We start from the raw sequence: 18,946 nt of genomic DNA on the forward strand, positions 1-18,946 counted from the left end.
ATGAAGAACGTGAGCATTGCCATCGACGGGCCCTCCGGCGCGGGGAAGAGCACACTGGCCCGGGCGCTGGCAAAGAAAAAAGGATATTTGTACATTGACACAGGCGCTATTTACCGGACCGTCGGCTGCTATGTCCGCCGCTGTGGGGTGGACCCGGCAGACGAGGCGGCGGTGTTGCGGCTGCTTCCGCAGGCGAAGGTGGAACTGCGTAGGGGCGAAGATGAAACGCAGCGTATGTTTTTAAACGGAGAAGACGTGTCGGAGGAGATTCGCCTTCCCGAGGTTTCCAAATATGCCTCCGTCGTCTCCGCCCACCCGGAGGTCCGGGCGTATCTGTTGGAAATGCAGCGGGAGCTGGCCCGGAACCACAGCGTGGTGATGGACGGACGGGACATCGGTACGGTGGTCCTGCCCGACGCGGACGTGAAAATTTTTCTCACCGCCTCGGTGGAGACCCGAGCCAAGCGGCGGTATCTGGAGCTTTCGGAGCGGGGAACGCCTGAAGCGCTGGATCAAGTGCGCAGCGAGATTGTCCAGCGGGACTGGGACGACTCCCACCGTGCCGCTGCGCCGCTGCGGCAGGCGGAGGGTGCCGTGGCGGTGGATACCACGACACTGAATTTTCAGGAGAGTCTGGCCGCGCTTTCACGGGTGGTGGAGGAGGCGCTGAAATGAAGCCTTTTAACCGTTTTTTTGTGTTTATTTACTATGTGGTGGGCTTTGTCACTCATCTGCTCCATCCTGCCAAGGTGGAGGGGATGGATCGCCTGCCCAAAGGGGGAGCGTTGCTGTGTCCCAACCATGCCAGCGACTGGGACCCCATTATGGTGGCGCTGGTGCTGCCGGTAAATTACCGGCTGCACATCATGGCAAAGGAAGAGCTGTTCCGCAATCCGCTTTTGGGCTGGATTCTGCGCCGGGTGGGGGTGTTTCCCGTCAGCCGGGGCGGCAGTGACATTCAGTCGGTCAAAACCGCCATGCAGGCCATTAAATCCGGAGACAATTTGCTGATGTTCCCGGAGGGAACCACTGTTCGCAACGGCATCGGCCATGTGGACGGCTTGCCTGCCCACGCCCACGGCGGCGTGGCCATGATCGGGATCCGCACGGGCGCGAAGCTGGTGCCGGTGTTTGTGGACGGGGAGAAGAAGCCCTTCCGCCGTACCCGCATCATTTTCGGCGAACCCTATGAACCCCGGATTACCGGAAAGCACGGCACGGCGGAGGAAATTCAGACCGTGGCGGACGAGGTTCTGGCGGCGGCCTACGCTTTAGGCGGACAGGCCGTGGGAGGGACGCCGCTGTGAAAGTACTCTTGGCGCAGAGCGCCGGGTTTTGCTATGGCGTGGAGCGGGCCGTGGAGCTGACGAAGAAAACCGCCGCCGAAAGCGGCTGCTGCGTCATGCTGGGAGACCTGATTCACAATGCCCATGTGGTGGCGGAGCTGGAGGCTCTGGGTGTGCGGAAAATCGCAGGACCGGAGGATGCACCGGAGGGTGCAACCGTCGTGCTCCGTTCCCACGGAGAGCGGCGGGAGCTGGTGGAGGAACTGGCGGCACGGGGACTTCGCTGCGTCAGCGCCGCCTGTCCTAACGTGTTGCGGATTCAAACCCTTGTGGGGCAGGCGGAGGAGGACGGACGGCAGGTCATCATCATCGGGGAGCGAAATCATCCTGAAATTCAGGGAATCGCCAGCTATTGCAGGCATCCGCTGATTTTCGGCGGGCCGGAGGAGCTTGCCGCCTGGCTTGCGGAGGACCCAACACGGCGGGACCTTCCCATCACGGTGGCGGCACAGACCACCTGTATTCGTGAACTTTTTGAGACTTCCATAAAAATCTTAAAAAAACAGTGTACAAACGCCAAAATATTTGATACAATATGCAATGCTACGCGTAAGCGTCAATCCGAGGCGGCAGAGATTGCCGGGCGGGTGGACGCAATGGTGGTGGTTGGAGACCCCAGAAGTGCAAACACCAAACATTTGACGGAAATTTGTATTGAGAGATGCCCGCGCGTTCTCCAAATCGAGGGGGCGGACGAGCTCTCGCCGGATTTTTTCAATGGTTGCTCTGTTGCAGGTCTGACGGCCGGTGCCTCCACGCCTGCGGGCATCATTAAGGAGGTATATGCAACGATGAGTGAAGAAATCAAGAACGTCGAAAGTGGCGAGGAATCCTTTGAGGAACTGCTGAATCAATCTTTTAAGACTTTAAATACAGGCGAAAAGGTAACCGGCATCGTCACGGCCGTGGGTCCCACGGAGGTGCAGGTGGATGTGGGTGCCAAGCAGGCCGCATACATCAAGGCCAGCGAGTTGAGCGACGATCCCAACGCCAAGCCTGAGGAGCTTCTGAAGGTGGGCGACGAGATCGAGGCATATATCGTCCGCGTCAACGACATTGAAGGCTATGCCGAGCTGTCCAAGAAGCGTCTTGACACTGTGAAGGTCTGGGAGAATATCGAGCAGGCCGTAGAGGACAAGACCGTGATGGACGGCGTCGTCACCGAAGTCAACAAGGGCGGCGTGGTCGTTTCTGTCAAGGGCGTGCGCGTGTTCGTGCCCGCCTCTCAGAGCGGCATGCCCCGCGGGGCGGACCTTGACACCATGGTCAAGTCCAAGGTGCAGCTGCGCATCACCGAGGTCAACCGCGCCCGCCGCCGTGTGGTGGGTTCCATCCGCTCCGTGGCTGACGAGGCTCGTAGAGCCGCGCAGGACGAGGTGTGGAACAGCATCGAGGTTGGCAAGCGCTATACCGGCACCGTAAAGTCTATGACCGCTTACGGCGTGTTTGTGGACATTGGCGGTGTGGACGGCATGGTGCATATCTCCGAGCTGAGCTGGAGCCGCATCAAGACCCCCTCCGAGGTCTGCAAGGTGGGCGATTCCATGGAAGTGTACGTCATCTCCTTCGACGCCGAGAAGCGCAAGATTTCTCTGGGCGTGAAGGACCGCGGCGTGAATCCCTGGGAGGACTTCATGAGCAAGTACCGCGTGGGCGACGTGGCTACGGTCCGCATCGTCAAGCTGATGACCTTCGGCGCGTTTGCCGAGGTTGTCCCCGGCGTGGATGGCCTGATTCACATTTCTCAGATTGCCGATCGGCGCATTGAAAAGCCCGGCGACGTGCTGAGCGAGGGTCAGGAAGTGGAAGCCGAGATCATCGCCGTGGACGAGGAGAAGAAGAAGATTTCCCTGTCTATCCGCGCTCTGCTGGCTCCCGCAGCGCAGGACGAGTCCGAGGTTGAGGGCGAGTAAGCCAAGCCTCACCGATTGATACGCAATTCAGCTCCGGAAATGCAAAAGCATTTCCGGAGCTTTCTTTCTATCCGCTTCCTTGACATAATCCGCTTATTCCGACAATTCATTCGGCAAACCGCCGAAAATTTTTTGAAGCCTTGGAGCTGAAATCACGCAACCAGCAGTCGCTTTTTATAGACCCCGGTTTTTTCCAGGACAATCAAGCGTAGGGGCGGCTGGAGCGCCTCCCGTACAGGGCTATGGCGACTGCCGCCGCTTTGGAAATCCTGCGCGCAAATTTCACAGATTTGATTGCATTCTAAAAACCATTATGTTACAATATTGACAATCTTTGAAACTGCATGGTTTTATTGAAAAAACAGGGAGGAATTTTTCATGAGCTATCAGGAGACATACAAACAGAAACTGAAGACTGCGGACGAGGCTGTCAAGATCGTCAAATCCGGAGACTGGATTGATTACGGCTGGTGCGTAGGAACTGTCGACGCGCTGGATAAGGCTTTGGCAAAGCGCGCGGACGAGCTGACAGACGTGAATATCCGCGGGGGCGTTCTCACGCACCGTCCCGCTGTGATGAATGTTCCGGATGCGGCGCGGCATTTTACATGGAACTCCACGCACATGGGCGGTCTGGAGCGGAAGATGGCCAAGGAGGGTCTGGCGTTTTACGTTCCCATTCGGTATTCCGAGCTTCCCCGGTACTACCGTGAAAATATGGCACCCATCGACGTCCTAATGATACAGGCTTGCCCCATGGATTCCCATGGCTGGTTCAACTTCGGGCCCAGCTGCTCCCACCTGAAGGCGGCCTGTGAACGCAGCAAATGTATTATTTTAGAGGTGAATACCTCCTTACCCTATTGCCACGGTGGCTTTGAAAACTGCATTCATATCGACGATGTGGATATGATTGTTGAAGGAGAGAACAGCCTTCCCGATGAACTGGGCGGCGCTGCCCAGCCCAGTGAGACGGATCTTGCCATTGCCCACCTTGTCATGGAGGAGATTCCCAACGGGGCCTGCCTCCAGCTTGGCATTGGCGCCATGCCCGGCACCGTGGGCAAGCTGATTGCCGAGTCCGACCTGAAGGATTTGGGTGTACATACGGAGATGTACGTGGACGCGTTCGTGGATATGTCCAAGGCCGGGAAAATCACCGGCAAATACAAGCCCTTTGACAAGGGCCGTCAGGCCTTTACCTTTGCCGCGGGCACCCGGAAACTCTATGAGTTCCTGGATAACAACCCCCAGTGCATGGCGGCTCCTGTGGACTATACCAACGATGTTGCCCGCGTGTCCCAGATTCCCAACTTTGTCTCTATCAACGGCGCAGTGGACATTGACCTGTACGGGCAGGTTTCCTCTGAGTCCTCCGGCACCACCCACATCTCCGGCGCAGGGGGCCAGATGGACTTCGTGATGGGTGCATATCTGTCCAAGGGCGGAAAGAGCTTCATCTGCTGCTCCTCCTCTGTAAAGGACAAGAAAACCGGCGAGCTGACCTCCCGTATCCGCTCCACGCTGCTTAATGGCTCCGTCGTCACCGCTACCCGCAGCAACCTACACTATCTGGTAACGGAATACGGCAAGGTCAACGTCAAGGGTATGTCTACTTGGCAGCGGTCCGAGGCCATCATCAGCATCGCCCATCCCCAGTTCCGGGAGGAGCTGATTGCCGAGGCAGAAAAAATGCACATCTGGCGTCGGTCCAACAAGAAGTAAGGCTCTCTTTTTGATAAAAATCGCCCTTCACAGTGCCGTGGAGGGCGGTTTTTTACGGTTTACGCAACATTTTTCAGGATATACTTGTAAGATTACCCGAAATGTGATATGATCTATTTAAGATTTTTGGAATTTTGATAATTGCGATGAGCGCATCCGGGACATGAAAGGAGCCTGAAATGTTCAGTGTCGGAGATATGGTGGTTCATCCCATGCACGGCGCCGGTGTGATTGACGGCATTGTGTGTGAGAAGCTCGGCGGCGCGGCGCAGGATTACTATGTCTTTAAGATGCTGGTGGGCGGGCTTCTGTTGAAAATTCCAACGGCCAACAGCGATGCGATCGGCCTGCGCCCCGTGTCGGACCGGGCGGAGGTGGAGGCGCTGTTCAGTGCGCTTCCCACCATGAACATCGACGAGAGCACCAACTGGAACAAGCGCTATCGCGAAAATCTCCAGCGGCTGAAAAGCGGGGACCTTTATGAGCTGGCTCGGGTAATCAAAAGCCTGACCATGCGCGACAGGGAGCGGAGCCTGTCCACCGGAGAGCGGAAAATGCTTCACAACGCCAAGCAGATTTTGATTTCGGAAATCGTGCTTACCGGCGTGGGCAGCTATGAACAGGTGGAGCAACGGCTGGACGGTTCCATGGAGGTATAAATACGGGCCGGGGAAAGCCGGTCGGGGAAGAGGAGATCCAATGTTCCGTTTCTTTCACCGTTTCAAAGATGCGCAGCGTCCCTTTTGTACGGCGCTGGTAGCTGCGGCCGGCGGCTCCTCCCGGATGGGAGAGGGAATTAACAAGCTGCTGGAGCCGCTGGACGGCATTCCCGTTCTGGCCCGGACGCTGCTGGCGCTTCAGCGGGCGCAGCGTGTGGACGCCATCATTGTGGCGGCCCGGGAGGAGGATATCCTGTCCTTTTCCGATTTGTGCCGTACATATGATATTTCAAAATGCGCCAAGGTGATTCGGGGCGGAGAGTCCCGTACCCATTCGGTGCTGCTGGCCGCGCTGGAGGCTGACGAGAAAACGGAGCTTCTGGCGGTGCAGGACGGGGCGCGCCCTCTGACTGTGCCGGAGCTGATTGACAGCGTGATTGAAAAAGCGGCAAGGTGCAACGCTGCCGCCCCGGCGATTCCCGTGAAGGACACAGTGAAAACCGTGCGGGACGGGCAGGTGGAAGAAACGCTGGACCGCTCCGCACTGGCTGCGGTACAGACGCCGCAGGTGTTTGAAGCCAGCCTTTTAAAGGCGGCACTTCAGTCCGCCATGGAAGCCGGGGCTGAGACGACGGACGACTGCTCCGCCGTGGAGCGGCTGGGCAAAACCGTATATCTGGTGGACGGAGACGAGGAGAACCTGAAAATCACCACGCCGCTGGATTTGATTCTGGCTCAGGCGATTTTGGACGCCAGGGAGGGTCTGCTATGACGGGGCTGCGCATCGGTCAGGGCTATGACGTTCACCGGCTGGTGGAGGGGAAAAAGCTAATTCTTGGCGGCGTGGAAATTCCTTGGGAAAAGGGACTTCTGGGCCATTCCGACGCGGACGTGCTGACCCACGCCGTGATGGACGCACTGTGCGGTGCGGCGGGACTGGGGGACATCGGTACCCTGTTTCCGGACAGCGACCCTCAATATGCGGGCGCGGACAGCATTGCCCTTTTGCGGCAGGTGGCGGCGCTTCTGCGGGAGAAGGGCTATGCGGTGGTGAACGTGGATGCCGCGTTGATTGCCCAGCAACCGAAAATTGCCCCCTACAAGGCGGAGATGGCGAAGAATCTTGCCGGGGCGCTTGGTGTGGAGCGGGACCGGGTGAATTTGAAGGCCACTACGGAAGAAGGTCTTGGTTTCACGGGAGACGGCTCAGGCATGGCGGCGCAAGCTGCGGTGCTTTTGGAAAAGGAATGACAACTGATTTGGGAGGCCCATCCGGGAGGATGGGCCTCCGTTTGTTTGCAAGACCCTGAACGGCGGTCCGTCAATGTTTTGGTACTTCCGTTCTCACCCCTTTTTCCGGTCCGCATAAACTATGGGGAGAGGAGGAGTGTCCGTGGAACAATACTGGATGATCGCCCGCTCTGTGACCTATGCCCAACGAATGGAAAGAATGCTGATGGCCGCGGGGATCCGGACGCGCATCTTCCGCGCTCCCAGAGAGTTGAGCAATATGGGCTGCGCGTATGCCGTGGAAGTGACGGGCGGGGCTTTGCGGTCCGCACTGTCGATTCTTCGGTCGGCGGGGCTTTACCCCGCGAAATTATATTTGTTACAACAGGGAAAATACGTGGAGATTTCTCTGTAAACCGTGTCCGGCGGCTTTGCCGCCGGACCTCGGATAGCGTTGGAACGCGGGGTAAAAACGCCGCTTTGGAAACTTTTTTAGGAGGTTGACTATGATCTATCTGGACAGTGCGGCTACCAGCTTCCAAAAACCGGAGACGGTTGGCCGAGCAATGGTGAAAGCTCTGCAAACCATGAGCTCTCCCGGACGCGGCGGCTATCCGGCGGCCATGCAGGCGGCGGATACCCTGTTCTCCTGCCGCACGGAACTGGCCGAGCTTTTTCATATATCGGAGCCGGACCGGGTGGTATTTACCATGAACGCCACCCACGGGCTGAATGTTGCCATCAAAAGCCTTGTTCCCCGCGGTGGGCGGGTGGTGATTTCCGGCTATGAGCACAATGCCGTCACCCGGCCACTTGCGGCGCTGGGCGCGGAAATTATCGTGGCCGGCGCGCCGCTGTTCCGCCCGGACCTGACCACGGAGGCTTTTGAAAAGGCCATTACCTCGGACGTGGACGCGGTGGTTTGCAGCCATGTATCCAACGTCTTTGGCGTGGTGCAGCCGGTGGAGGCTGTGGCGGCGCTCTGCCGGGAGCGGGGTGTTCCCTTTGTAATTGACGCATCCCAGTCCGCGGGAGTGATGCCGTTAGACATGGCGGCGCTGGGCGCTGCGTTTGCGGCTATGCCGGGGCACAAGGGACTGTATGGCCCGCAGGGCACCGGCGTATTGCTCTGCGGCGATAAGGCGGAGGCAACCCCGCTGATGGAGGGGGGAACCGGCAGCCTGTCTATCCAGCAGGAAATGCCGGACTTTTTGCCGGACCGGCTGGAAAGCGGGACCCACAACGTGCCCGGCATCGCAGGCCTTTTGGAGGGAATTCGCTTTGTCCGCGGAAAGGGAGAAAGCGCCATTTGCCTCCACGAGCGAAAGCTGGCTTTGCAGGCCTCGGAGGGCCTGAGGAAGCTTCCGGGCGTCTGCGTCTGCGCAAGACGTGATCTTTTCGCCCAGACCGGTGTGCTCAGCTTTGTGGTAGACGGGGTGGATTCCGAATTTGTTGGCAATGCGCTGACAGAGGCTGGCTTTGCGGTCCGGTCCGGGTTGCACTGCGCACCTCTGGCCCACCGTACCGCCGGAACGATCGACAGCGGTACCGTCCGTCTCAGCTTCTCCGCGTTTAACACGGAAAAAGAGGTGGATTTACTGCTGGAGGCCTTGCCGGGAATCCTGAAGCGCCTTTCCGACTGATTTCTCCCACAGCCGCCCGCACCCGGCTTTCGGGGCGCGGGCGGCAAAGCCGGGTTTGGAGGAAAAATCCTGAAAAGCGGTGAACATACTATGAATTTTGACGCCTTTTGCCTTGCAATCCGGCGTCATTTTCTATATAATATAAGCGTTCTTGTAATTTGGGCAATCTCCGAATCCTGCGGCTTTGGCCACGGGCGGAATCCTGCCCTGACCCGGGAAGGAAGCTGATGCAGCGATGAGCGCAAAATTTTCGCTTCTGCCGGGCATGATTGCCCGGTACATGCTGACAATTGAAATCACGGACATTCTGGACGTTCTTCTGATGGCCATCGTCTTGTACAAGCTGCTGAACTTTGTCAAGACCTCGAGGGTGGCAAATCTCTTAAAGGGCGTTTTGATTTTTCTGGCGGTGCTGTGGCTGTCCTCCATCTTCCACCTCAACGGCATCAGTTACATCATGGGCCGGATGGTGGAGTGGGGCGTTCTGGCTCTTATCATCCTGTTTCAGCCGGAGCTTCGCCGTGTGCTGGAGCAGATGGGCAGCCGACGGCTGGCCTTTTTCTTCACCAGAGGAGAGACGGAGAGCACGCTGGAGCGCATGATCGGGCAGACCGTTCTGGCCTGTACCGAAATGTCTAAGTCCCGCACCGGCGCGCTGATTGTGTTTGAGCGGGAGAATCTGCTGGACGACATGGTCCGCAGCGGCACGGTGCTGAATTCGGACGTATCCAGCGAGCTTTTGAAAAACATCTTTTTCGTGAAAGCGCCCATGCACGACGGCGCAGTCATCGTCCGCAAGGGACGGATTCTGGGCGCGGGCTGTATGCTGCCCCTGAGCAAAAATGTGAATCTCTCGCGGGACTTGGGGATGCGCCACCGGGCTGGTATCGGCATGAGCGAAAACTCCGACGCGGTGGTGGTGATTGTCTCCGAGGAGACGGGGTCTATCTCCGTGGCCGTGGGGGGGATGCTGAAGCGGCATCTGATGCCGGAGACGCTGGAAAACCTCCTGCGCAACGAGCTGCTGCCTCAGGAAAAGGAGCCGTCGGACCGCAAACCGGGCCTTTTCGGTCTGCTGCGCGTCCGCAGGGAAGGAGGCGGCCGCAATGGAGAACAATAAACAACGTTGGAACAAAAGCAAGGTGCTGTACGTCGTCCTCTCCGTTTTGTTCTCCTGTGCCATCTGGCTGTACGTGGACAGCATCAACAACCCCGAAAAGGAGAAGACCATCAGCGATATTCCCATCGAATACGTCGGTTCCGACACCATTCTGGCCGACCGGGGGCTGATGCTCCTGCCGGAAAGCGACCAGACCATGACGCTGACCATTAAGGCGCGGCGGCTGATTCTGGCCAAGCTGGACCCCGATAAAATCCGTATTCAGGCGAATCTGTCCGATATTACGGAAACCGGGTCCCATAACGTGGGGTATACGGTTCGCTATCCCAGCAATATTCCGAGGGACGCAGTTTCCTATTCCAATGCATCCTATGCGGCCCATGTGGAAATTGGCGAGCTTTATCGGCGAAATGTGGATATCCGCTGTACGCTGACGGGCACCGTGGCCGAAGGGTATATTGCCGGTGAGCTCCGTCTGGAGCCGGAGACGCTGGAGCTGCGCGGCCCACGTACCGAGGTGGACGCAGTGGCCTATGCCAAGGTGACGCTTGCGGTGGACAATGCCACGGAAACCGTTTCCAGAGCGCTGGACTATGAGCTTTACGACGAGGCCGGAGAGCTGATTGAGGATACCTCAGACCTGCGCGCCACCTCCGATCAGATTCAGGTGACGCTGCCCGTGAATGTGGAAAAGGAGCTGCCCCTTCGGGTCAACTTTATCGAGGCGGACGGTGCCAGAATTCAGAATCTGGACTATTCCATCACTCCCGCCAGCATCACGGTTTCGGGCGCAGCGGAGCTTTTGAAGGACGTTGAGTATATTACGCTGGATGATTTCGATTTGGCGGAATTTGTGGGTCCCTCCACCTATCGGTATACAATCAACGTCCCTGCGGGCTGTGAAAATCTCAGCGGGGCTGTCCGGGCAACCATGACCGTTCGATTCAAGGACATGGCCTCTGCCGACTTCAATGCTGTGAATTTTACGTGTGAAAACGTACCGGAAGGGAAAACTGTAACCGTTCTAACCACGGAACTGCCGGTGTCCCTGCGGGGAACCGCGGCGGCTGTGGCGTCCGTCACGGCGGAGGATATTACGGTGACGGCGGATTTGACGGATATTCTCGCCGCAAGCGGGAGCTATACGGTTCCCGCAAAGGTCACCCTGGGCAACGGCGCGGACGTGGGCGTGGTAGGCGAATATCAGGTGAAGATCACCATTTCCGAAGATACCGGGCAGACGGAGACGCCTGACCCCACAGTCCCTTAACGTAAACAATCAGCGGATTTAGGAGCGATTAAATGACACAAATTGCAACAATCGAAAAACTGCTGGACGAAGACCACGCAGAAATTTCTGTGGCCCGGCAGTCCGCCTGCGGACACGACTGCGAGGAGTGCGCCGGCTGCGGCGTTTCCGGTGCGTCGGTCTATGCCAGAGCAAAAAACTCTATCGGGGCAAGGCCTGGACAGAAGGTGGTGGTGGAGAGCAGCACCAAAAACATTATTGGAATTATCCTCCTGGTCTATATGGTACCGGTGGTGCTGTTTTTCCTTGGGTATGCGCTGGGGGGATTTTTCGCTACGGTAGCGGCCCGGTATACCGCGGCGGTCATCGCCTTTGCACTGGGTATGATTCCGGCGGTGCTCTATGACCGCCGTCTGCGGCGGCAGGGCGGTATGGAGTTTACCATCGTCAGGCTGTTTTAAGCCGGGGCGCGATGTTTGGTTACGTCAGGCCCCCGCTGGATCTGCTCCCCACTGAGGAGCAGGAGCGGTTCCGCAGGGCCTACTGCGGACTGTGCCACACTTTGCGCCGCCGGTGCGGACTCCCCGCCCGGTTCATTCTGAACTACGACTTTACGTTTCTGGCTATTCTGCTTTCGGGCGGAGAGGAGCCGGAAACCCGCTGTGAGCGGTGCGTGGCAAGCCCCCTGAAAAAGAGGACGTGCTGCGGAGAACACCCGGCGCTGGATTTGGCGGCGGACGAGAGCGTGATTCTGGCCTATTGGCAGGCGAGGGACGGCGTGTCGGATCACGGGTTTTGGAAGGGACTTAAATACCGTGGGGCGGCTCTGGCTCTGCGGGGCGGATATCGAAAGGCCGCTGCCGCCCGTCCGGAATTCGACCGGGTGACGCGGGAGCAGCTTGATCGGCTTGCGGAGCTGGAGCGGGAGAAGTCCTCCTCGCTGGATGCCCCGGCAGACGCTTTTGCCCAAATTTTGGCTGCCGCCGCCGACGAGGCGGAGGACGGACCGTTGCGCCGCATTCTCCATCAGCTTTTATACCATCTGGGCCGCTGGGTATACCTGACGGATGCCGCGGACGACTTGAAGGAGGATGCCCTCTCTGGAAACTACAACCCGCTGATCTACCGCTACGGTCTGACTGACGGAGCGTGGACGCCGGAGAGCCGGGAGGCCTTTACAAAGACGCTGGACCACTCCGTCCGCCTGTTGGCCACGGCCTATGAGCTGTGGGATTTCGGGTGCTGGACTCCCATTTTGGAGAAGACCGTTTACACGGGGCTGTTTCAGGTGGGAAAGGCAGTGCTTTCAGGTACCTACCGGGCAGGAAAGTCAGCGCGTAAGAAAGACAGAAAAGTTGAGGAAACCACATGAACGATCCCTATCAGGTACTCGGCGTTCCCGAATCCGCGTCGGACGCGGAAGTAAAAAAAGCATATTTGGAGCTGGCGCGGAAGTACCATCCCGACAACTACCACGACAATCCTCTGGCGGATCTTGCTCAGGAGAAGATGAAGGAGATCAACGCCGCCTATGAGGAAGTGAGCAAGCGGCGGGGGAGCGGGCGGAGCAGCGGAGCAAGCCGTTCAAGCTCCGGTTACGGAGGCTACTCCGGCGGTTACGGCTACGGCGCGGGCGGGTCCGCCCGACAGTCGTCCCAAAGCTCCGTTTTGCAGCAGGTGCGCATGGCGGTCAACTCCGGGGATTTGAGCCGGGCGGAGGCCCTGCTTGCAAACTACGCCGACCACAATGCGGAGTGGAATTTTCTCCGGGGCGCGGTTTGCTACCGCCGGGGCTGGCTGGACGAGGCGCGGAGATACTACGAAACCGCCACCCGAATGGACCCGGGCAACCGGGAGTACCGGCAGGCGCTGGAATTTATGGACAACGCCGGAACGTCGGCTTACAGCCCGCAGGGCGGATTTGGTATGGAGCAGTGCGGAAACGCGGGCCTTTGCCAGCAGCTTTGCTGCACGTATCTTTTGTGCAACGGCTGCGGTCTTGGATTCCGCTGCCTGTAAGGCACGGCGTTTGATAGGGAGGAAATAAAAGTGATTAAGAGTATGACCGGCTATGGCCGGGCGAGAAAAACACTTGAAAATCGGGATATTACCGTGGAGGTTCGGTCTGTCAACAATCGGTATCTGGACTGCACGGTAAAGCTGCCAAGAGCCTACGTTTTCGCGGAGGACGCGGTGCGCAAGCACGTGCAGCAGACCGTTTCAAGAGGGAAAGTGGATATCCTTTTCAGCATTGATTCCACAGGGGCGGACACTGCCAAGGTGACAGTGGACCGCGGCCTTGCAGAGAGCTATGCTGCCGCGCTGAGGGAGCTTGCGGAACTCTGTGGTACCGAGGCAAAAATCTATCCCGAGACGCTGGCCCGGTTTCCCGATGTGCTGAATGTGACCAAGGCGGAGGAAGATCTCGACGCGCTGGGCGCGGATATCTGTCTGGTGCTGGATGAAGCGCTGTCCGCGTACAATACCATGCGGGCGTTGGAGGGCAAAAAGCTGGCCGCCGATATCAGCGGCCGTCTGGACGCAATCGAGGCGTTGACCAAGCGGGTGGAGGAGCGCTCTCCCGAGACGGTGGCGGAGTATCGCCGGAAGCTGACGGCCCGGATGGAGGAGGTTTTGCAAAGCGCCTCCATCGACCCCCAGCGAATTTTGACGGAGGCCGCGATTTACAGCGACAAGGTGGCCGTGGACGAGGAGACGGTCCGCCTGCGCAGCCATCTTTCCCAGCTTCGGGAGATGCTGCGCTCCGACGAACCCATGGGGCGGAAGATGGACTTTTTGATTCAGGAGGTGAACCGGGAGTCCAACACCATCGGCTCCAAGTGCTGCGATGTTTCCATCGCGCAGGTGGCGGTGGACCTGAAGGCGGAGGTGGAAAAAATCCGCGAGCAGGTCCAGAACGTGGAGTAAGGCCGTGAAGCTTATCAATATCGGCTTTGGAAGCCTGATATCCGCAGACCGTCTGGTGGCGGTGGTCAGTCCGGATTCCGCGCCGGTGAAGCGCCTGATTCAGGAATCCCGGGAGCGGGGAATGCTGATCGACGCGACCTATGGGCGGAAGACCGCCTCGATTTTTGTCATGGACAGCGACCATGTGGTCCTCTCCGCGCTGCCGGTGGAAAAGCTGGCGGGGCGTCTGGGGACTGAAATCCCGAAGGAAGAGGAAGAATAGGATGCAAAAGGGAAAGACTTTCATTATTTCAGGGCCCTCCGGGGTGGGAAAGAGCACGGTTTTAAAGGCGCTTTTGGAAAAGCGCTCCAACCTGTACTTTTCCATCTCCGCCACAACCCGGGAGCCGCGTCCCGGAGAGGTGGACGGTGTGCACTACCGGTATATGGACGTGGACGCGTTCCGGGAGAGAATCGCCAATGAGGAGTTTTTGGAGTATGCCGAGTATGTGGGAAACTTCTACGGTACGCCGAAGAAATATGTGGACGAGGCCATGGAGGCCGGGCAGGATGTAATTCTGGACATTGAGATTCAGGGCGCGTTACAGGTGTGCGACAAACGTCCGGGGACACCCCGCATTTTCATCGCCCCGCCCTCCTGGGCGGAGCTGGAGCGGCGGCTGACGGAACGGGGAACCGATTCTCCGGAAAAGGTGCAGAAGCGTCTGCTGCGGGCCAAGGTGGAATTTCAAACGGCCCATACCTATGATTACTTCGTCATCAACGACACCGTGGAAACGGCGGTGGCGGAGCTGGACGCCATTATGACGGCGGAGCACTGCAAGCCCAGCGATCGCATGGAGATTATCAGCGGAAGATGAGTGACCGCCTATCAGGCGATTATTTTAAGCCGAAAGGCAGATAGGAAGAAATTTACCATGATGCTTTATCCTGCAATGACCCAGCTGAACAGCTACATTCCCAACCGGTATATGCTGGTGAACGTAGTGGCCCGGAGGGCCCGTCAAATTTCCGAGGCTGCGGAAAGCTCCGGTGAGCCGCTGTGCGAAAAGCCCGTGACTTTGGCTATCCATGAGGTGGCGGACGGCAAGCTGGATTCCCGGGGCATGAACCTGACCATCGCGGAGAGCGATGCCGACCAGCAGAGAATGCCGCAGGAATAATTCCGCGGACGGGGAGGGACGAGGATGGAGCGTTCAGAGATTGCAAAGGTTGCCGTCAGCGCGGCCACGTTTTCCATCGATCGACCCTATGACTATGTGATTCCCCAGTCGATGCTGGAAAAGGCGAGGCCGGGGGTGCGGGTGTCCGTACCCTTCGGCAGGGGAAACCGAAGCTGCGAAGGTGTGATTCTGGCCCGGGAAACCGGCCCGAAGCGCGCTGGCGTAAAGCCGCTTTCATCCGTGCTGGACGACGAGCCGGTGCTGGACGACTGGGGCGTGTCGCTGGCTCTGTGGATGCGCCAGCGGTATTTCTGCACCATGTATGAGGCGGTGAAGACCATTTTGCCCGCGGGCCTTTGGTATCGCCTGCGTGAGGTTTTTACACTGACGGAGGGGCTTGATCGCGCCGCCGCTGAGGACCTCGCCGGAAAAATGAAACACGCCGAGCCGGTGCTGGATGCGGTTTTTGCTGCCGGGGGCAGCGCCGAGCTGACCCAGCTAAAGGGCGTCTGCGGCGAGGACGCGGAGCCCACGCTGCGTGCTTTGTGCAAGAAGGGCGTGCTTTGCTCCAGCGTCACCTCCACCCGGCGCGTGAGCGATAAACAGCGTCGGATGGCGGAACTGACCATGGACGGGGCGGAGGCTCTTGCGCTGGTGGAACCCAGAAAAAAATCCGCGCCGATGCGCTACGAGGTGGTATTGCTGCTAAGCGCCACCGGTCGGGCTTCGGTGCGGGACATCTGTTATTTTACCGGAGCTTCCGCCCAGACCCTGAAGGGATTGGAGAAGTCCGGTATTGTGGCGTTTTCGGAGGAAGAACGGCTTCGGATTCCGGAGCCGAAGGAGGTCGAACCCGGGCCACCTATTGTCCTTAACGATGAGCAGCAATCCGCCTTTGAGCGGCTGCTGGCCCTGATGCAATCCGGCAAGGCTGAGGCGGCGCTTTTACAGGGCGTCACAGGCAGCGGAAAGACGCAGATTTATATCCGTCTGGCACAGGAAGTCCTCAAGCAGGGCCGGTCCGTGCTGGTGCTGGTGCCGGAAATTGTGCTGACGCCCCAGATGATGGAGAAGTTTTCTTCTTACTTCGGAGGGTCTGTTGCCATGCTGCACAGTTCCCTGCGGATGACAGAGCGGTATGACCAGTGGAAGCGCATCCGCCGGGGAGAGGCACGGCTGGTGCTGGGCACCCGGTCGGCGGTGTTTGCGCCGCTGGTAGATTTGGGTCTTGTCATCATGGACGAGGAGCAGGAGGGGAGCTACGCGTCGGAAAACGCGCCCCGGTATCATACCCGGGACGTGGCAAAGTTCCGCTGCGCGCAAAGCGGCGCGGCGCTGGTGCTGGGCTCTGCCACCCCGGCGGTGGAAACCGCATGGAGCGCGAAGCAGGGGCAGTATCACCACGAGTTGCTGCGCAGGCGGTACAACGAACAGAGCCTGCCCGACGTTCAGGTGGTGGACCTGCGGCAGGAGATCAAGGCTGGAAATTCCGGTGCGCTCAGCGGGCCGCTGCGGCGGGAGCTTCAGGAAAATCTGGAGCGGGGAGAGCAGAGCATCCTGTTTCTGAACCGCCGGGGCAACAGCCGGATGCTGGTGTGCGGTGAATGCGGCAGCGTTCCCGCCTGTCCAAGATGCAGTGTTTCCATGACCTATCACTCCGCCAACGGGCGGCTGATGTGCCACTACTGCGGTCATTCCAGCCCAGCCAGCAACGTCTGCCCCGAGTGCGGCGGCATCATGAAGCACATCGGGGCCGGGACCCAGCGAGTGGAAGAGGAGCTGCGGGACTTATTCCCCGGCGTGGGCGTTTTGCGGATGGACGCGGACACCGCCGGCGGGGACCATGAAACGCTTCTGGGCCGGTTTGAGCGGGAGCGGATTCCCATCCTTCTGGGAACCCAGATGGTGGCCAAAGGCCTTGATTTTGAAAATGTGACGCTGGTGGGCGTACTCAGCGCCGACGCGTCTTTGTATATGGACAATTACCGCGCCGCCGAACGGACATTCAGCCTGCTGACGCAGGTGGTGGGTCGGGCGGGCCGGGGCGGTAAGAGCGGCCGGGCGGTCATCCAGACCTATACCCCCGGCAACGAGGTGATTCAGAGTGCCGCGTTGCAGGATTACGAACGGTTTTACGAAAGTGAAATTGCACTGCGGCGCATCCGGCGCTATCCACCCTTTGCGGACCTCTTTACTCTTACCGTCTCCGGCGGAGATGAGGGTGCGGTGCTCCGTGCGGCGATGGCCCTGCGGGGCGAGCTGGGAACGCTGATGGAGGACGCAGCGGTTCGGGAAACTGAGCCGGAAATTTTAGGTCCCGCCCCTGCGCCGGTACTGAAGGTGAACAACCGGTTTCGCTACCGGGTGTTTCTCTCCGGCAAAAATGACAAGCCGACCCGGGACCGGGTGGCATGGCTGCTGCGCGAGTTTGGAAAGCGGCGGGAAAACCGGGGTCTGAACCTGTTTGCAGATTGTAACGCAATGGATTGATTGCGATTTTCGATTGGAGGACAACGCAATGGCTTTGAGAAGAATTATAGAGGCGGGGGACAATTCCCTGCTAAAGAAGAGCCGCCCCGTGACGGAGTTCAACGGGCGCCTGCGCCAGTTGCTGGACGACATGGCGGAGACGCTGACGGACGCCAGAGGCGCGGGTCTTGCCGCACCCCAGGTGGGCGTTTTGCGGCGGGTTTGCCTGGTGCTGGACGAGGATTCCGAGGAGTATATCGAGCTGATTAACCCGGAAATCATTTTTCAGGAGGGGGAGCAGACGGGGCTTGAGGGCTGTCTGAGCCTGCCTGGAAAATGGGGCGTGGTTACACGGCCTGACCATGTGCGTGTCCGGGCGCAGGATCGGGAGGGCAATTGGTTTGAGGTGGAGGGCGAAGGCCTGACCGCCCGGGCCTTCTGCCATGAGATTGAGCATCTGGATGGACACCTGTTCTCCGAGTATGTGGACCATTTTCTGACTGACGAGGAGTTGTCGGAATATTTGGAGGCCGAGGGGCCTGACGAGGACGAAAACGCGGAACCGGAGGCGTAACGCTGATGCGCGTGTTGTTTATGGGAACTCCCGAATTTGCCGTGGCTTCGCTACGAAGACTGGCGAAGGACGGTCATGAAATCTGCGGAGTCATTACACAGCCGGACAAGCCTAAAAACCGGGGCATGAAACTGATACCAACGCCTGTTAAGGAATATGCACTGACGCTTGGACTTGACGTATTTCAGCCACAGAAGGCCCGGGACGGCGAGGCAATGGACCTTGTGCGCAGGCTGGAGCCGGAGTTGATTGTGGCAGCGGCTTACGGCAAAATTTTGCCGGAGGAGCTTTTAAACTATCCGAAATACGGTTCCATCAACGTCCACTCGTCCCTGTTGCCTAAATACCGGGGCGCGGCTCCCATCAACTGGGCGATTTTAAATGGGGACGGAGAAACGGGCGTATCTATCATGTATATGGTGGACAAGCTGGACGCAGGGGACGTAATCTCCAAAATCAAAACACCCATTGGACCGGATGAGGATGCGCAGGCCCTGACCGCCCGTCTGGCCGAGCTGGGGGCGGAAGCACTGAGCGAAGCAATTGCGGCGATTGAATCCGGAACCGTGGTTCGTATTGCTCAGGATGAGGATGCGGCCACCTATGCGCCCATGCTTTCCCGGGACCTGTCGCCCATTGATTGGACGAAGAATGCCCATGCCGTCAACTGCCAGATTCGGGGACTGATTCCCTGGCCTGCGGCTTCCGCAGTGGTGGACGGACGGGCGATGAAGGTTTTTAAATCTCAGGAGACGGGGGAGGAAACCTCCGCCGAGCCGGGGACACTGCTTTCCGCAGGTAAGCGTGGAATTTCAGTTGCGTGCGGGGATGGCAAGGCTCTTTGCTTGACAGAAATACAGGCGGATGGGGGAAAGCGGATGTCCGTCGCGGACTATCTGCGGGGCCATCCTATCCAACTTTGAAACG

The 18,946-nt window shown here is 58.8% G+C and carries 21 protein-coding genes; all 21 read left to right on the forward strand.

Annotated elements, in window-relative coordinates:
* On the forward strand, window positions 1-675 hold the full coding sequence (cmk, locus tag ABVS15_RS02885) for a (d)CMP kinase (RefSeq protein WP_369282265.1): 675 nt from the start codon (window positions 1-3) through the stop codon (window positions 673-675).
* Window positions 672-1,307 carry a lysophospholipid acyltransferase family protein gene (locus tag ABVS15_RS02890; RefSeq protein ID WP_369282266.1) on the forward strand — a complete coding sequence of 212 codons (636 nt, stop codon included), beginning with the start codon at window positions 672-674 and terminating at the stop codon, window positions 1,305-1,307. Before cmk ends, ABVS15_RS02890 begins: the two co-directional genes overlap by 4 nt.
* On the forward strand, window positions 1,304-3,259 hold the full coding sequence (locus tag ABVS15_RS02895) for a bifunctional 4-hydroxy-3-methylbut-2-enyl diphosphate reductase/30S ribosomal protein S1 (protein ID WP_369282267.1): 1,956 nt from the start codon (window positions 1,304-1,306) through the stop codon (window positions 3,257-3,259). Before ABVS15_RS02890 ends, ABVS15_RS02895 begins: the two co-directional genes overlap by 4 nt.
* A gap of 378 nt (window positions 3,260-3,637) precedes the next feature.
* Window positions 3,638-4,984: a butyryl-CoA:acetate CoA-transferase gene (locus ABVS15_RS02900; protein WP_369282268.1), complete on the forward strand. Its 1,347-nt coding sequence runs from the start codon at window positions 3,638-3,640 to the stop codon at window positions 4,982-4,984.
* Between the two features lie 179 nt (window positions 4,985-5,163).
* Window positions 5,164-5,643: a CarD family transcriptional regulator gene (locus tag ABVS15_RS02905; RefSeq protein ID WP_369282269.1), complete on the forward strand. Its 480-nt coding sequence runs from the start codon at window positions 5,164-5,166 to the stop codon at window positions 5,641-5,643.
* A gap of 40 nt (window positions 5,644-5,683) precedes the next feature.
* Window positions 5,684-6,415 (forward strand): 2-C-methyl-D-erythritol 4-phosphate cytidylyltransferase, encoded by a 732-nt coding sequence (ispD, locus tag ABVS15_RS02910; RefSeq protein ID WP_369282270.1) that lies wholly within the window; start codon window positions 5,684-5,686, stop codon window positions 6,413-6,415.
* Complete coding sequence (ispF, locus tag ABVS15_RS02915) at window positions 6,412-6,894, forward strand: 2-C-methyl-D-erythritol 2,4-cyclodiphosphate synthase (protein ID WP_369282271.1); 483 nt, start codon at window positions 6,412-6,414, stop codon at window positions 6,892-6,894. The genes ispD and ispF overlap by 4 nt, the downstream gene beginning before the upstream one ends.
* A 142-nt stretch (window positions 6,895-7,036) precedes the next feature.
* A complete protein-coding gene (locus tag ABVS15_RS02920) occupies window positions 7,037-7,288 on the forward strand; it encodes a DUF3343 domain-containing protein (RefSeq protein WP_369282272.1) in 252 nt (83 codons plus the stop codon).
* A 91-nt stretch (window positions 7,289-7,379) separates the two neighbouring features.
* Window positions 7,380-8,516 carry an aminotransferase class V-fold PLP-dependent enzyme gene (locus ABVS15_RS02925; RefSeq protein ID WP_369282273.1) on the forward strand — a complete coding sequence of 379 codons (1,137 nt, stop codon included), beginning with the start codon at window positions 7,380-7,382 and terminating at the stop codon, window positions 8,514-8,516.
* A gap of 235 nt (window positions 8,517-8,751) precedes the next feature.
* Window positions 8,752-9,636 carry a diadenylate cyclase CdaA gene (gene cdaA, locus ABVS15_RS02930; RefSeq protein ID WP_369282274.1) on the forward strand — a complete coding sequence of 295 codons (885 nt, stop codon included), beginning with the start codon at window positions 8,752-8,754 and terminating at the stop codon, window positions 9,634-9,636.
* Window positions 9,623-10,906, forward strand: coding sequence for a YbbR-like domain-containing protein (locus ABVS15_RS02935; protein WP_369282275.1), 1,284 nt, complete (start codon window positions 9,623-9,625; stop codon window positions 10,904-10,906). The genes cdaA and ABVS15_RS02935 overlap by 14 nt, the downstream gene beginning before the upstream one ends.
* 32 nt (window positions 10,907-10,938) lie before the next feature.
* A complete protein-coding gene (locus ABVS15_RS02940) occupies window positions 10,939-11,346 on the forward strand; it encodes a SoxR reducing system RseC family protein (protein WP_369282276.1) in 408 nt (135 codons plus the stop codon).
* Window positions 11,347-11,357: 11 nt separating this feature from the next.
* Window positions 11,358-12,257 carry a DUF5685 family protein gene (locus tag ABVS15_RS02945; RefSeq protein ID WP_369282277.1) on the forward strand — a complete coding sequence of 300 codons (900 nt, stop codon included), beginning with the start codon at window positions 11,358-11,360 and terminating at the stop codon, window positions 12,255-12,257.
* Entirely contained in the window at window positions 12,254-12,904 is a 651-nt protein-coding gene (locus ABVS15_RS02950; RefSeq protein ID WP_369282278.1) for a DnaJ domain-containing protein, read from the forward strand. The genes ABVS15_RS02945 and ABVS15_RS02950 overlap by 4 nt, the downstream gene beginning before the upstream one ends.
* 30 nt (window positions 12,905-12,934) lie before the next feature.
* Window positions 12,935-13,813, forward strand: coding sequence for a YicC/YloC family endoribonuclease (locus tag ABVS15_RS02955; protein ID WP_369282279.1), 879 nt, complete (start codon window positions 12,935-12,937; stop codon window positions 13,811-13,813).
* Window positions 13,814-13,817: 4 nt separating this feature from the next.
* Window positions 13,818-14,075, forward strand: a complete 258-nt coding sequence (locus ABVS15_RS02960; protein ID WP_293010454.1) for a DUF370 domain-containing protein — start codon at window positions 13,818-13,820, stop codon at window positions 14,073-14,075.
* Window position 14,076: 1 nt separating this feature from the next.
* Window positions 14,077-14,673, forward strand: a complete 597-nt coding sequence (gmk, locus tag ABVS15_RS02965) for a guanylate kinase (RefSeq protein ID WP_294854146.1) — start codon at window positions 14,077-14,079, stop codon at window positions 14,671-14,673.
* 57 nt (window positions 14,674-14,730) lie between these two features.
* Complete coding sequence (gene rpoZ, locus ABVS15_RS02970; protein WP_369282280.1) at window positions 14,731-14,976, forward strand: DNA-directed RNA polymerase subunit omega; 246 nt, start codon at window positions 14,731-14,733, stop codon at window positions 14,974-14,976.
* A gap of 24 nt (window positions 14,977-15,000) precedes the next feature.
* Window positions 15,001-17,466: a primosomal protein N' gene (gene priA / locus ABVS15_RS02975; protein WP_369282281.1), complete on the forward strand. Its 2,466-nt coding sequence runs from the start codon at window positions 15,001-15,003 to the stop codon at window positions 17,464-17,466.
* Window positions 17,467-17,494: 28 nt separating this feature from the next.
* Entirely contained in the window at window positions 17,495-18,019 is a 525-nt protein-coding gene (def, locus tag ABVS15_RS02980; RefSeq protein WP_369282282.1) for a peptide deformylase, read from the forward strand.
* A gap of 5 nt (window positions 18,020-18,024) precedes the next feature.
* The gene (gene fmt / locus ABVS15_RS02985; RefSeq protein ID WP_369282283.1) at window positions 18,025-18,942 is read left to right on the forward strand and encodes a methionyl-tRNA formyltransferase; all 918 of its coding nucleotides are present in this window, start codon (window positions 18,025-18,027) and stop codon (window positions 18,940-18,942) included.
* Window positions 18,943-18,946 lie beyond the last annotated feature (4 nt).

This window comes from Oscillibacter sp. GMB15532, assembly GCF_041020825.1.
In the GTDB taxonomy this organism is placed as follows: Bacteria; Bacillota; Clostridia; order Oscillospirales; family Oscillospiraceae; genus Oscillibacter.